A 14,808-nucleotide genomic window follows, 5' to 3' on the forward strand; every position below is an offset into this window, starting at 1 on the left:
AAGCGCGTGACCCCTAAAACGGGCGTCATGCCCGTTTTCCTTGCCTATACTCTTCGCTCGACAGCTCAAATGTGCTTTTGAAAATCAACTTCAATTTCAATTTCAATTTCAACTTCAACTTTAATCCAGCGAATCGAGGCTGATTTCATCCAGTGACAGGCTAAAGCTGGGCACGAAGACTTCCATAAAGTAATCCATTTCCGGGCTTTGGCGCATGGCGAGGGTTTTCTCCAACCGCGCTTTAGCTTGAATAAACTCATTATTACCGGCGGATAATTCTTCCAAACATTTGAGATAAGCACATAGAGCATCTGCCTGTTTAACCAGTGCTTTTTCCTCTTCGCTATAATAATGCTCATCCAGCAGACAGCGGAAATCTTGCTGTAATTCTTTTGGCAGCATTTCAATCAGTTTTTGTTGAGCAACTTTTTCTATCTTCTTGTATTCATGGGCAATCTGAGGATTGTAATACTTGATAGGGGTGGGTAAATCACCGGTTATCACTTCACTGGCATCGTGGTACATCGCCAGCAGCGCAATACGGTCGGCATTGAGATTGCCGTTAAACTTACGGTTCTTAATGATAGCTAACGCATGAGCGACAAATGCCACCTGCAAACTGTGTTCAGAGACATTCTCAGTGCGAACATTGCGCATCAGCGGCCAGCGGTTGATCAGTTTCAGACGAGATAGATGGGCGAAGAAGTGACTCATAGTTTTCTCTCTATTCAATATATTAACCATAAGATGATGGAAACAATCTGCATACGAGGATAACATCAAATCGATTTTATCAATGAGATAATGAGTTAATTAAATATTCTCACAATGTCTCAATTTTGTTTATTAAACCCTCACTTTATCTTTGTGTTTCATTCTTGCCATCCATTCTATCTCATTAATTATAAAAGAAATTATTTAACATTAGCTCTATTGAATTAGTGATGTGAACTCATTATTCTTTTTTTGTCCATTTTATGGATTATTAAATTTCAGCATATAAATTTTATTTAAATTATAAAGCTAAGGATAGTTATATGAAATTATTATTTATTCCTATGTCAATTTTATTATTCAGTGCGACAACACAAGCTCAGGAGGAATTCTGTGTCGGGGGAAATTTGGGGCCGTTCAGTGAGGAGTTTTGCGCTACGCATAACGCCGCGAGGGATAAGCAGCAAGAGCAACGAAGAATAGAACGTTGCAATAAGCTGATTAAACAACAAGGTTCTGCAATATCTTGGAGCATTAATGATTCGGTGAGGGTTTTAATTGACCGTCAACAAAGGGAAGAACTAGGGTGTTTAAGATAATCACTGCATAAATAAAACAGGGCTTGCTATACAAGCCCTGATTAATTACTGGTGGTAGGTCTCCAAAAACCGCCCCAGTTTCCTCACTGCCATCTCCAGCTCATCCACGCGCGGTAACGTGACAATCCGCACATGATCAGGGTATGGCCAGTTAAAGGCGCTGCCTTGAACCAACAGCACTTTTTCCTGCAATAGCAGATCCAATACCAGTTTCTGATCATCTTTCAGGTTAAAACGCTTCTGATCAATACGTGGGAACATATACAACGCGCCTTGAGGTTTCACGCAGGAAACCCCCGGTATTTGGTTGATCAGTTCCCAGGCACGGTCACGCTGTTCGTACAAGCGCCCGCCTGGCTGAATAAACTCGCTAATGCTCTGATAACCACCTAATGCCGTCTGAATGGCATGCTGCATAGGGACGTTGGCGCACAGACGCATTGATGCCAGCATCTCTAAACCTTCAATATAACCTTTAGCGTGTTTTTTAGGACCATTCAGCACCATCCAGCCCTGACGGAAACCGGCAACACGGTAAGTCTTGGATAAACCATTGAAGGTCACAGTTAACAAATCAGGCGCCAGAGCCGCAATAGAATGATGCTGAGCCTCGTCATATAAAATCTTATCGTAGATCTCATCGGCGAAAATAATCAGGTCATTTTGACGGGCGATTTCAACAATCTCCAGTAACAGCTCTTTGCTGTATACCGCGCCGGTCGGGTTATTCGGGTTGATAATCACAATCCCACGGGTACGCGGCGTGATTTTACTACGGATATCATCTAAATCAGGGAACCAGCCCGACTCTTCATCACACATATAATGTACGGCGGTACCACTTGAAAGCGAAACTGCCGCCGTCCATAACGGATAATCTGGTGCAGGTACCAGCATTTCATCGCCCAGATTCAGCAATGCTTGCATGGATTGCACGATCAGCTCAGAGACCCCGTTCCCAATGTAGATATCCTCGACTGTCAGGTCACGCATATCCCGTGCCTGATAGTGCTGCATAATAGCTTTGCGCGCCGAAAACAGGCCTTTGGAATCGCAATAGCCCTGCGCAGTTGGCAAATTACGGATCACATCCACCAGAATTTCATCGGGTGCATCGAAACCAAACGGAGCAGGGTTGCCGATGTTCAGTTTCAGAACTTTATTACCTTCTTCTTCAAGACGCTTAGCTTCTTTTAGCACTGGTCCACGAATGTCGTAACAGACGTTGTCCAGTTTGCTGGATTTCTCAATGGGGGACATAAAAAATTGAGCCTTTTGCTGGTAAAAGCGTGTCCTCAGCGTGGAACACTGCAAGGTATCCAATGTACTCCGACGCTGCTGCTTTTTGAAGTTCTATGCACATCTTTAGTGCGAATAGCTGCTCTTATTTTAAATGACTGCCAGCTTCATTGGTATGGAATATAACCGATGTTTTTGTCTTTAAATCCACTGGTTTATGCCTTATTTATTAGTTTATTTGAAGTTTTATTTCGGCTGATTGCGTGACATACAGCAGTTACCAACAAAATATATCTATAAGATGAGGTTCACTTTCGGTGCCAAAATCGCGGGTTGATACCGATGATAATGAGACGCGATTATGCTGCATCCTATTAGCTGGGATCTCAATCCAACAATTTATATCATCATACATATTATTAAGATGTGAAAAGAAACAAAATTGTAGATAGGAAAACTATTAAGAATAATTAATGTTAAATAGGCTGAATCTTAGAGAATATCTATGTTAATAGTTGAATTTACTCAATTAGATAAAAAACACACATAGAGATATATTGATATTTTTTGATATTTCGAAAAGGGTTAGTGCAGATTTGTTTAATTAAAATAGCATTGCAGCACTTAAAAATGCCTGAGGAAAAGCAAGATCCTAAAGGGAAAAAATCTTCATTAATCGAAGATTTAGTGGCTTTTTATGACCGTATTCACAAATAAATACATAACTTACTCAATAGATTTTTATAAAAAGAGATAACGGTAACGAAATATAAGTAAATTTTTTGCCCTACTCTAGTGAGTGGGGTACTGTCATACTTAGCGTTGTCCCTTATTGATGGCGCGATACTTATACACCAGGGTAGTTTGTAATTAGAATTCAAAAAAGTGAAGAATACACTATGACAAATGCAAATCGTCCGATAATTAATCTCGACCTCGATCTGCTTAGAACCTTTGTAGCTGTTGCTGACTTGAATACTTTTGCCTCTGCTGCCGCAGCGGTTTGTCGCACTCAGTCAGCAGTTAGCCAACAAATGCAACGGTTAGAACAGTTAGTCGGTAAGGAGTTATTTGCCCGCCATGGGCGTAACAAATTATTGACTGAACATGGTCTCCAGTTACTTGGCTATGCCAGAAAAATTTTGCGTTTCAACGATGAAGCTTGTACGTCACTTATGTACAGCAATATAGAAGGGTCACTCATTATCGGCGCATCTGATGATACTGCCGATACGTTGTTGCCTTTCTTGCTGAACCGAGTGGCGACGCTATATCCTCGGCTAGCGATAGATGTGCGGGTAAAACGCAGTCCATTTATCGCTGATATGCTGAGTAATGGCGAAGTGGACCTGGCTATTACTACAGCCAAGGTCGACACTCATCCTCATGTGATCTTAAGGACATCACCTACGCTTTGGTACTGTTCCGCCGACTATCAGTTCCAGTCCGGTGAATCGGTACCGTTAGTGGTGATGGATGAGCCAAGCCCATTCCGCGATATGGCAATAGAAAACCTGACCAGAGCCGGTATTGCATGGCGAATCGCCTATGTAGCCTCTTCACTTTCTGCCATTCGTGCGGCAGTCAGGGCAGGGCTGGGTGTGACCGCCAGGCCAATAGAGATGATGAGTCCTGATTTACGCGTACTGGGTGAAACAGAAGGGCTACCTCGGTTGCCTGAAACACATTATGCATTATGTAAAGACAATCAGTGTGGCAACGAATTGGCTTTAGCCATTTTCGATGCCATGCAGACGGGCCACCAACATGGCTTGCAGTCTGGATCGGATTTAGTGCTGGATTCTGATTATTTAATAGACGAGAACAGTTGATCGTCTAACGTGACTAAAAAATCGTAAGCCCCTTATTTTAGGGGCTTTTTTTTATTTATAACTTTTAAAAAAAACAGTTTTCTACTGCTCCAGTTTAATTTCATGCTTAAAACGTCGTTTTATTTCATTTAGCGGTATATCTGCGTACTGGATCAGGGGGAATAAACCAGATAAAAATAGTGGTTAATATTTCTTCTCATTTTCTGCTATTTGTTTTTTATTAAAACAGCGTTCCATTATTTATTTTTTTTAAAAAACAACTTTTCATGCCGAATATTTATGAAATAACACTCAAAACGTGTTCTGGATCAAAAAAATACCCCTAGCTAGTGAGTGGAAGAATCGGTTATTCCTGAGACAATGGTATAGTTAAAGCGAAGTTTCCACGTTGGGTTATAGGTGTATGTTCTGACTTAACAAATTACTGACTCGATTTAGCTTTATACTTCGCACCAAATGTTAAGTAAGATCGTGCGTTTGTAAATTAATCTGTAGTTACTTTTGTCAAAGTTGACAAAAGGTTACTGAAAGGAGTAAAAAGCCCACAGTAAAACACTGGCTAAACAGTTGTAAAGACAGTGTGTTTCGTGTGGTTTTTATCCTTCCCTTTGAATCGATGTGGTGCACTAACTGCCAACATAAGAGCAGGATGTCCGACGCCACTTTTGATGAGTAAGCAATGAGTATGTCAACAACCACTGAAGTTATCGCTCATCATTGGGCGTTCGCTGTATTTCTGATCGGCGCTATCGGGTTATGCGGCTTGATGCTATTGGGTGCGTTCTTTCTGGGTGGGAGAGCTCGGGCCCGCGCCAAAAATGTCCCCTATGAGTCCGGTATTGACTCGGTCGGCTCGGCGCGTATGCGTTTGTCCGCCAAGTTTTATCTGGTCGCCATGTTCTTCGTTATTTTCGATGTTGAAGCCCTGTACTTGTATGCGTGGTCAATCTCTATTCGTGAGAGTGGCTGGGTAGGCTTTATCGAAGCAACCATTTTCATTTTGGTGCTCTTGGCTGGTTTGGTTTATCTGGTGCGTATCGGCGCGCTGGATTGGACTCCTACGCGTTCTAATCGCCGAGTGAGCAAACCGAGCATAGTCAAATACGCCAGCAGTCCTCCACAAGATATACCTAACAGTCTTGGTGTTGCAGGTCGGCAGCAAGCGGGCGATAAATCGGTCACGATTTGAACCGCATGTATGCTAGCCCGTAGGGTGAGTCTCAACCATGAGGCTCATTAATCCCGATGAGCTGACTCAAGTCAGTGATTCGGGTGAGTGAAAGTAGCTAACAACCCTGCAGCTCTAAGTACAAAGGGTATAGTGGTCAATAAATACAGCGAGGCATTAACATGGACTATACGCTCACCCGCATAGACCCTAACGGTGAGAATGACCGTTACCCCCTGCAAACTCAGGAAACCGTCAGCGGCGATCCTCTCGAGCAACATGTCCACCGTAGTGTTTACATGGGTAAACTTGAGAACGCCATGCACGACATGGTGAACTGGGGGCGTAAGAACTCTCTTTGGCCGTATAACTTCGGTCTTTCCTGCTGTTATGTGGAGATGGTGACCTCGTTCACTGCCGTACATGATGTGGCACGTTTCGGTGCGGAAGTGCTGCGTGCTTCTCCGCGTCAGGCTGACTTCATGGTCGTGGCGGGCACTTGTTTTACCAAAATGGCCCCGGTTATTCAGCGCTTGTATGAACAAATGCTGGAACCCAAGTGGGTTATCTCCATGGGTGCCTGTGCTAACTCCGGCGGCATGTACGATATCTATTCCGTAGTACAAGGCGTGGATAAATTCCTACCGGTCGATGTGTATATTCCTGGCTGCCCACCGCGCCCTGAAGCTTATATGCAAGCACTATTACTGCTACAGGAATCTATCGGTAAAGAGCGCCGTCCTCTCTCTTGGGTTGTAGGTGACCAAGGCGTTTACCGCGCCAATATGCAACCAGAAAGAGAACGTAAGCATGCTGAACGAATTGCAGTAACTAACCTGCGTACACCTGACGAGATCTAAGCTTGTTATTTTGGCAAAAATAACGGCTCAGGATCGCGGTGCGTAAGTGATTTGTTTTGGGAATGAATGATTTTCTTCCAGAACATGTGTGCGGCAAATGACCACAAAATGACACATTCAGTGTGGTGAAAAAACAGTGTGGTGAATAAATAATGACCGATTTAACGACGTCCGATAGCACTCAGCCTGCATGGCAGACCCGTGACCATCTCGATGATCCGGTGATTAGCGAGCTGTCGAACCGTTTTGGGCCTGAGGCCTTTGTTGTTCAAGCGACCCGTACCGGTATGCCCGTGGTATGGGTAAAGCGTGAGCAATTGCTGGAAGTAATGACGTTCCTGAGAAAACAACCGAAGCCGTATGTCATGCTGTTCGACTTGCATGGTGTCGATGAGCGTCTTCGCACTCACCGCCAGGGCCTCCCTGAAGCGGATTTTTCTGTTTTCTATCATCTGCTTTCCATCGAGCGTAACCGCGACATTATGCTGAAAGTGGCACTGTCTGAAAAAGACTTGCACGTGTCCACAGCGACTAAGATTTTCCCCAATGCTAACTGGTATGAGCGGGAAACTTGGGAAATGTTCGGTATTACCTTCGATGGTCACCCACATCTGACGCGCATCATGATGCCACAGACTTGGGAAGGGCACCCGCTGCGTAAAGATTACCCGGCGCGTGCTACCGAATTCGATCCCTTTGTGCTGACCAAGCAGAAAGAGGATCTGGAGATGGAATCTCTGACCTTCAAACCCGAAGATTGGGGGATGAAGCGCGGCACCGAAAACGAGGACTTTATGTTCCTTAACCTCGGTCCGAACCATCCTTCTTCACATGGTGCGTTCCGTATCGTGTTGCAGCTTGATGGTGAAGAGATTGTCGACTGCGTACCGGATGTGGGTTACCACCACCGTGGTGCGGAGAAGATGGGCGAGCGCCAGTCCTGGCACAGCTACATCCCCTATACCGACCGTATCGAATATCTGGGTGGTTGTGTTAACGAAATGCCTTATGTGCTGGCAGTTGAAAAGCTGGCGGGTATTGAGGTTCCTGATCGCGTTAAAACCATCCGGGTAATGTTGTCTGAATTATTCCGTATCAACAGTCACTTACTGTATATCAGTACCTTTATTCAGGACGTAGGCGCAATGACGCCAGTGTTCTTCGCCTTTACCGATCGTCAGAAAGTGTATGACTTGGTTGAAGCGATTACCGGTTTCCGTATGCATCCGGCCTGGTTCCGTATTGGTGGTGTGGCGCATGATTTACCTCGCGGCTGGGAACGTTTGCTGCGTGACTTCCTTGACTGGATGCCAAAACGGCTCGATTCCTACGTCAAAGCGGCGTTGCAGAACAGTATCCTGAAAGGGCGTTCTATCGGTGTTGCTGCTTACAATTCCAAAGAAGCACTGGAATGGGGTGTGACCGGGGCTGGCCTGCGTGCCACCGGGGTTGAGTTTGACGTGCGTAAATGGCGTCCGTATTCCGGCTATGAAAACTTTGATTTTGAAGTTCCGGTCGGGAATAACGGCGACTGTTATGACCGCGTGATGCTGAAAGTGGAAGAGTTACGTCAAAGCCTGCGCATTCTGGAGCAATGTTATAAAAACATGCCAGAAGGGCCATTTAAGGCTGACCATCCACTGACGACGCCGCCGCCGAAAGAACGTACGCTGCAACATATCGAAACGCTGATTACCCACTTCCTGCAAGTTTCATGGGGTCCGGTAATGCCAGCTAACGAATCATTCCAAATGGTTGAAGCGACCAAAGGGATCAACAGCTACTATCTGACCAGTGACGGCAGCACTATGAGCTATCGCACCCGGATACGTACGCCAAGCTATGCCCATTTGCAGCAGATCCCCTCGGTTATCCGTGGCAGCCTGGTATCTGACCTGATCGTCTATCTGGGCAGTATCGATTTTGTAATGTCTGATGTGGACCGCTAATTATGAGCTACCAAAAAGAGACTCAGAATCATAACGAAAGCCAAAATGTGGTGGATCTGGCAGTCAATGCGGCTGAACCGGCGACCACAACTGAAGTTTTTGAGTTGAGTGCTGAAGAACGTGATGCTATCGAGCATGAAAAACACCATTACGAAGATGCCCGCGCCGCGTCGATCGAAGCACTGAAAATTGTGCAGAAACAACGTGGTTGGGTGCCGGATGGGGCGATTCACGCCATTGCTGAAGTGCTGGGTATCCCGGCCAGCGATGTCGAAGGTGTGGCCACATTCTACAGTCAGATCTTCCGTCAGCCGGTTGGGCGCCATGTGATCCGTTATTGTGACAGCGTGGTGTGCCACATCACCGGTTATCAAGGGATTCAGGCCGCGATTTCGAAGAAACTCAGTATTGAGCCGGGCCAGACCACGTTTGATGGCCGCTTTACGCTGCTGCCAACCTGCTGCTTGGGCAACTGTGATCGCGGTCCGACCATGATGATCGACGACGATACCCACAGCTATCTGAAACCTGAAGATATTGAGAAGTTACTGGAGCAATATCCATGACAACTAATTCGGGTTTTACCAAAGAGGTTATTCGCACGCCAGAAATGCATCCGCTGACCTGGCGTTTGCGCGATGACAAACAGCCGGTATGGCTGGATGAATATCGCAGCAAAAACGGCTACTTGGGTGCTGAAAAAGCGTTAAAAGGCATGGCAGCCCCTGATGTTGTCAATTTGGTAAAAGACGCTGGCCTGAAAGGGCGCGGCGGCGCAGGCTTTTCCACCGGTTTAAAGTGGAGCCTGATGCCAAAAGACGAAAGCATGAACATCCGCTATCTGCTGTGTAACGCCGATGAAATGGAGCCGGGTACCTATAAAGACCGTCTGCTAATGGAGCAATTGCCTCATCTGCTGGTGGAAGGGATGTTGATCAGTGCATTTGCGCTGAAAGCTTACCGCGGCTACATCTTCCTGCGTGGCGAATATATCGAAGCTGCCGTGCATTTGCGCCGTGCGATTAGCGAAGCAACCGAAGCCGGCTTGCTGGGCAAAAACATCATGGGCAGCGGTTTTGATTTTGAACTGATTGTTCATACCGGTGCTGGCCGTTATATCTGTGGTGAAGAAACCGCCCTGATTAACTCGCTGGAAGGCCGCCGCGCCAATCCACGTTCCAAGCCGCCTTTCCCCGCATCGTCCGGGGTATGGGGCAAACCGACTTGCGTCAATAACGTTGAAACCCTGTGTAACGTTCCGGCCATTCTTGAGCACGGCGTTGACTGGTATCAGGGGATCACGGCGGGTAAGAGTAACGATGCCGGTACCAAACTGATGGGCTTCTCTGGCCGGGTGAAAAACCCAGGTCTGTGGGAACTGCCATTTGGTATTTCGGCGCGTGAAATTCTGGAAGATTACGCGGGTGGTATGCGCGATGGCTTGAAGTTCAAAGCCTGGCAGCCGGGTGGGGCAGGGACCGACTTCCTGACCGCTGATCATCTGGATTTACCGATGGACTTCGAGAATATTGCCAAAGCAGGTAGCCGGTTAGGCACTGCACTGGCGATGGCGGTAGACCATGAAATCGGTATGGTGCCGCTGGTGCGCAATCTGGAAGAGTTCTTTTCCCGTGAATCCTGCGGCTGGTGTACCCCTTGCCGCGATGGGTTGCCGTGGAGCGTGAAGATCTTGCGTGCATTGGAGCGCGGCGAAGGTCAGCCGGGCGACATTGAGACGCTGGAACAACTTTGCCGCTTCTTGGGGCCGGGTAAAACCTTCTGTGCTCACGCGCCGGGCGCGGTTGAACCACTACAAAGTGCTATCAAATATTTCCGCGAAGAATTCGAAGCCGGGATCGCAAGTAAAGACTATGGCAATACCCGAGCCATAGCCGGTATTCAACCGAACCTATTAAAAGCGCGCTGGTGATACTTTGGGTAATATATGAGATACGTTGAATGTAGGCTCTCAGTGTACCCAATAAGAAAGTTTTTATAATTAACGCTTGAAAATAACCAAATAATTTGCGTGGCGGCAAGGCGGCAACGAAGAGAAACGCCGGGAGTTTAGTGAACTAAATGACCGGTGTGAACGACGGCAGCCAACACAGCAGCAGCGTAAAGAATGACGGTTATTTCAGGCCACTTGGAAGCATGCATATGGCTACGATACATGTAGACGGCAAAGAATACGACGTAAACGGGGCCGACAACCTGTTACAAGCTTGTCTCTCCCTGGGACTCGATATTCCTTACTTTTGCTGGCATCCGGCGCTGGGAAGCGTCGGTGCTTGCCGCCAATGTGCGGTAAAGCAATACCAAAACGCCGATGATACCCGTGGGCGTTTGGTCATGTCCTGTATGACCCCGGCCACCGATGGAACCTTTATTTCCATTGATGACGGCGAAGCCAAAGCGTTCCGTGAGAGTGTGGTTGAATGGTTGATGACTAACCACCCACACGATTGCCCGGTCTGTGAAGAAGGGGGTAACTGTCATCTGCAAGATATGACAGTGATGACCGGACACAGTTTCCGCCGCTATCGCTTCAGTAAACGTACTCATCAGAATCAGGATCTCGGTCCGTTCATCTCACATGAAATGAACCGCTGTATCGCCTGTTATCGTTGTGTGCGTTACTACAAAGATTACGCTGATGGCACCGATCTGGGTGTTTATGGCGCGCACGACAACGTCTACTTTGGTCGTACTGAGAGTGGCACGCTGGAAAGCGAGTTCTCTGGCAACCTGGTAGAAGTGTGCCCGACCGGGGTATTCACCGATAAAACCCATTCCGAACGTTATAACCGTAAATGGGATATGCAGTTTGCGCCAAGTATCTGCCAGCAGTGCAGTGTGGGGTGTAACACCAGCCCTGGCGAACGCTATGGTGAATTGCGCCGCATCGAGAACCGCTACAACGGCAGCGTCAACCACTACTTTTTGTGTGACCGTGGCCGCTTTGGCTATGGCTATGTCAACCTGAAAGACCGCCCACGTCAGCCACAACAATTGCGTGGTAATGACTGGATCCACCTGAATGCCGAACAGGCAATGCAGGGGGCGGCGGATATTCTACGTCAGGCGAAGAAAACCATCGGTATCGGTTCACCGCGTGCCAGCCTGGAAAGTAACTTTGCGTTACGCGAGCTGGTCGGTGCGGAAAACTTCTATACCGGCATTGCCGCGAGTGAACAACAACGCCTGCAATTGATGCTGAAAGTGCTGCAAGAAGGTGGGGTTTACACACCATCGCTGCGCGAGATTGAAAGCTATGATGCGGTGCTGATTCTGGGTGAAGATTTGACCCAGACTGGCGCACGTATCGCACTGTCTGTCCGTCAGGCGGTGAAAGGTAAAGCCCGTGAAATGGCCGCCGCACAGAAAGTGGCTGACTGGCAAATCGCGGCGATTATGAATATCGGTCAGCACGCTAAACATCCGCTGTTTATCACTAACGTTGATAACACCCGTATGGATGATATCGCGGCGTGGAACTACCGCGCACCGGTGGATGATCAGGCACGTTTAGGCTTTGCTATCGCTAACGCGCTGGATGCGTCGTCACCGGCGGTCACGGATCTGGACCCTGCGCTGAAAGGCAAAGTGGATATCATCGTGCAGGCTCTGGCGGGCGCGAAGAAACCACTGATCGTGACCGGCAGCAATGCAGGCAGCGAAGCCATCATTGCTGCGGCAGCTAACGTGGCAACCGCGCTGAAAAGCCGTGGCTCTGATGTGGGTATCACCTTTGTTGCCAGTGCAGCGAACAGCATCGGCTTGACCATGATTGGCGGCGGCTCACTGGATAGCGCGCTGGAATTGCTGACCTGTGGTGATGCTGACAGCGTTATCGTGATGGAGAACGACCTCTATCGCCATGCGGCGCAAGACAAAGTTGACGCCGCGCTGGAGCAAGCAGCCAACGTGATCGTGGTTGATCATCAACGCACCGCGATCATGGCAAAAGCAGACCTGATTCTGTCTGCCGCCAGCTTTGCTGAAAGCGACGGTACGCTGGTCAATCAGGAAGGCCGCGCTCAGCGTTTCTTCCAGGTTTACGATCCAACCTATTACGACGACCCGAAAAAACCGGAAAACAACAGCATCATGCTGGAAAGCTGGCGCTGGTTGCACTCCTTGCATTCAACTTATACCAGTCGCCATGTAGACTGGACGCAACTGGATCACGTGATTGCGGCTTGTGTTCGCGCATTACCACAGTTGGAAGGTATTGTTGAAGCGGCACCGGATGCGACCTTCCGTATTCGTGGTCAGAAACTGGCGCGTTCACCTATCCGTTACAGTGGCCGCACGGCTATGCGCGCGGATATCAGTGTGCATGAACCGCGTCAGCCACAGGATATCGACACGCCGTTCGCTTTCTCAATGGAAGGGAACAACAGCCCATTGGCCGATCGTCAGCAGATCCCATTTGCTTGGGCACCGGGCTGGAACTCACCGCAGGCATGGAACAAATTCCAGGCTGAAGTGGGGGGGAGCTTGCGCTTTGGTGATCCGGGTGTGCGCCTGATTGAAGCAGGTGAGGGGACGCTCGGTTACTTTGATTCAGTACCGACAGCCTTTACCGCTCAGACTGATGGCTGGCAGATTGCCCCTTACTACCATTTGTTTGGTAGTGAAGAGATGTCGCAGCGCTCAGATGTTATCCAGCAGCGCATGCCAGCACCTTATGTGATGGTCAATCCAGCCGATGCTGCAACGCTCGGGGTTAACCTCGGTACGCTGGTGGAATTCAACTGTGCCGGTCAGACATTGCGTCTGCCAGTGCGCCTGAGTGAAACCTTGGCTCGGGGTCAGGTCGGCTTGCCGCTTGGCTTACCGGGCATTCCGCCGATTATGGTGGGTGCGCGTGTTGAGAATCTGCGGGAGGCAGTATTATGAGCTGGTTTACCCCTGAATTGATTGAGATTTTAATCTCTGTCCTGAAAGCGGTAGTGATTCTGTTGGTGGTGGTGACCTGCGGCGCATTTATGAGCTTCGGCGAGCGCCGCCTGCTGGGCTTGTTCCAGAACCGTTACGGGCCAAACCGTGTCGGTTGGGGCGGGTCATTGCAGTTGGTTGCTGACATGATCAAAATGTTCTTCAAAGAGGACTGGGTTCCGCACTTCTCCGACAAGGCTATCTTTACATTGGCCCCGGTGATTGCCTTTACCTCACTACTGCTCTCTTTCGCCATCGTCCCGGTCAGCCCGACCTGGGCGGTTGCGGATCTTAATATCGGTATTCTGTTCTTTCTGATGATGGCCGGGCTGACGGTATATGCCGTGCTGTTTGCCGGTTGGTCCAGTAATAACAAATATTCTCTGTTAGGGGCGATGCGTGCATCTGCGCAAACCCTGAGCTACGAAGTGTTCCTCGGCTTATCATTGATGGGCGTAGTCGCACAGGCGGGTTCGTTCAATATGCAGGATATTGTTAACTCTCAGGAACACGTCTGGAATGTGATTCCGCAATTCTTTGGTTTTCTGACCTTTGCCATTGCGGGTGTTGCAGTATGTCACCGTCATCCCTTTGACCAGCCAGAAGCTGAACAAGAGCTGGCCGATGGTTACCACATTGAATATTCCGGTATGAAATTCGGTCTGTTCTTCGTCGGTGAATATATCGGTATCGTGACCGTCTCTGCTCTGATAGTCACTCTGTTCTTCGGTGGTTGGCAAGGTCCGTTCCTGCCGCCATTTATCTGGTTTGCGCTGAAAACGGCTTTCTTCATGGTGATGTTCATTCTGATCCGTGCATCCTTGCCGCGCCCACGTTATGACCAAGTGATGTCATTCGGCTGGAAAGTTTGCCTGCCGTTGACCCTGCTGAATCTGCTGGCGACTGCCGCGGTCATTTTGTACAACGCTCAATAAGGGGTGAATGAACCATGACGTTGAAAGAGTTAGTGGTTGGTTTCGGCACCCAAGTGCGCAGCCTGTGGATGATTGGCCTTCATGCCTTCCACAAGCGTGAAACCCAAATGTATCCTGAAGAGCCGGTTTACCTGCCGCCGCGCTACCGTGGTCGTATCGTGTTAACGCGTGACCCTGACGGTGAAGAGCGCTGCGTTGCTTGTAATCTGTGTGCTGTTGCTTGTCCGGTTGGCTGTATCTCATTACAGAAAGCTGAGCACAAAGATGGCCGCTGGTATCCTGAGTTCTTCCGTATCAACTTCTCCCGCTGCATTTTCTGTGGTTTGTGTGAAGAGGCTTGCCCAACAACTGCTATCCAGCTAACGCCGGATTTCGAAATGGGTGAATTTAAGCGTCAGGATCTGGTGTATGAGAAAGAAGACTTGTTGATCTCCGGCCCGGGTAAATATCCTGAATATAACTTCTACCGGATGTCCGGTATGGCAGTAGACGGCAAGCAGAAAGGCGAAGCCGAAAACGAAGCCAAACCGATTGACGTTAAAGGTCTGATGCCTTAGGAGCCGCTTTC

General features: G+C 48.5%; 12 protein-coding genes. 10 read left to right on the forward strand and 2 right to left on the reverse strand.

The window, feature by feature from the left end; genetic code table 11:
- Positions 1 to 120: 120 nt before the first annotated feature.
- Complete coding sequence (gene yfbR / locus V1955_RS06875) at positions 121 to 714, reverse strand: 5'-deoxynucleotidase (RefSeq protein WP_372569381.1); 594 nt, start codon at positions 712 to 714, stop codon at positions 121 to 123.
- Between the two features lie 323 nt (positions 715 to 1,037).
- On the opposite strand from yfbR, the gene V1955_RS06880 reads away from it, so the two are divergent.
- Positions 1,038 to 1,313: a hypothetical protein gene (locus tag V1955_RS06880; RefSeq protein ID WP_032907645.1), complete on the forward strand. Its 276-nt coding sequence runs from the start codon at positions 1,038 to 1,040 to the stop codon at positions 1,311 to 1,313.
- Positions 1,314 to 1,358: 45 nt separating this feature from the next.
- Here the strand turns inward: V1955_RS06880 and V1955_RS06885 are convergent, their stop codons facing one another.
- The gene (locus V1955_RS06885; protein ID WP_083158257.1) at positions 1,359 to 2,573 is read right to left on the reverse strand and encodes a pyridoxal phosphate-dependent aminotransferase; all 1,215 of its coding nucleotides are present in this window, start codon (positions 2,571 to 2,573) and stop codon (positions 1,359 to 1,361) included.
- An 878-nt stretch (positions 2,574 to 3,451) separates the two neighbouring features.
- On the opposite strand from V1955_RS06885, the gene rovM reads away from it, so the two are divergent.
- The 9 genes from rovM (at position 3,452) to nuoI (ending at position 14,797) form a co-directional block, all read left to right on the forward strand.
- Positions 3,452 to 4,384, forward strand: coding sequence for a virulence transcriptional regulator RovM (rovM, locus tag V1955_RS06890; RefSeq protein WP_083158258.1), 933 nt, complete (start codon positions 3,452 to 3,454; stop codon positions 4,382 to 4,384).
- Between the two features lie 679 nt (positions 4,385 to 5,063).
- On the forward strand, positions 5,064 to 5,573 hold the full coding sequence (nuoA, locus tag V1955_RS06895) for an NADH-quinone oxidoreductase subunit NuoA (RefSeq protein WP_420073483.1): 510 nt from the start codon (positions 5,064 to 5,066) through the stop codon (positions 5,571 to 5,573).
- A gap of 161 nt (positions 5,574 to 5,734) precedes the next feature.
- The gene (locus V1955_RS06900; RefSeq protein ID WP_002210278.1) at positions 5,735 to 6,412 is read left to right on the forward strand and encodes a NuoB/complex I 20 kDa subunit family protein; all 678 of its coding nucleotides are present in this window, start codon (positions 5,735 to 5,737) and stop codon (positions 6,410 to 6,412) included.
- A 152-nt stretch (positions 6,413 to 6,564) separates the two neighbouring features.
- Positions 6,565 to 8,361, forward strand: coding sequence for an NADH-quinone oxidoreductase subunit C/D (gene nuoC / locus V1955_RS06905; protein WP_083158259.1), 1,797 nt, complete (start codon positions 6,565 to 6,567; stop codon positions 8,359 to 8,361).
- A 2-nt stretch (positions 8,362 to 8,363) separates the two neighbouring features.
- Positions 8,364 to 8,927: an NADH-quinone oxidoreductase subunit NuoE gene (gene nuoE / locus V1955_RS06910; protein ID WP_227746524.1), complete on the forward strand. Its 564-nt coding sequence runs from the start codon at positions 8,364 to 8,366 to the stop codon at positions 8,925 to 8,927.
- The gene (nuoF, locus tag V1955_RS06915) at positions 8,924 to 10,291 is read left to right on the forward strand and encodes an NADH-quinone oxidoreductase subunit NuoF (RefSeq protein WP_050132658.1); all 1,368 of its coding nucleotides are present in this window, start codon (positions 8,924 to 8,926) and stop codon (positions 10,289 to 10,291) included. The genes nuoE and nuoF overlap by 4 nt, the downstream gene beginning before the upstream one ends.
- A gap of 230 nt (positions 10,292 to 10,521) precedes the next feature.
- Entirely contained in the window at positions 10,522 to 13,266 is a 2,745-nt protein-coding gene (nuoG, locus tag V1955_RS06920; protein ID WP_420073484.1) for an NADH-quinone oxidoreductase subunit NuoG, read from the forward strand.
- Complete coding sequence (gene nuoH / locus V1955_RS06925; RefSeq protein WP_420073485.1) at positions 13,263 to 14,240, forward strand: NADH-quinone oxidoreductase subunit NuoH; 978 nt, start codon at positions 13,263 to 13,265, stop codon at positions 14,238 to 14,240. Before nuoG ends, nuoH begins: the two co-directional genes overlap by 4 nt.
- Before the next feature lie 14 nt (positions 14,241 to 14,254).
- On the forward strand, positions 14,255 to 14,797 hold the full coding sequence (gene nuoI, locus V1955_RS06930) for an NADH-quinone oxidoreductase subunit NuoI (protein ID WP_005191305.1): 543 nt from the start codon (positions 14,255 to 14,257) through the stop codon (positions 14,795 to 14,797).
- Positions 14,798 to 14,808: the final 11 nt, after the last annotated feature.

The sequence above is a fragment of the Yersinia sp. 2545 StPb PI genome (assembly GCF_052217125.1).
GTDB lineage: Bacteria > Pseudomonadota > Gammaproteobacteria > Enterobacterales > Enterobacteriaceae > Yersinia > Yersinia enterocolitica_E.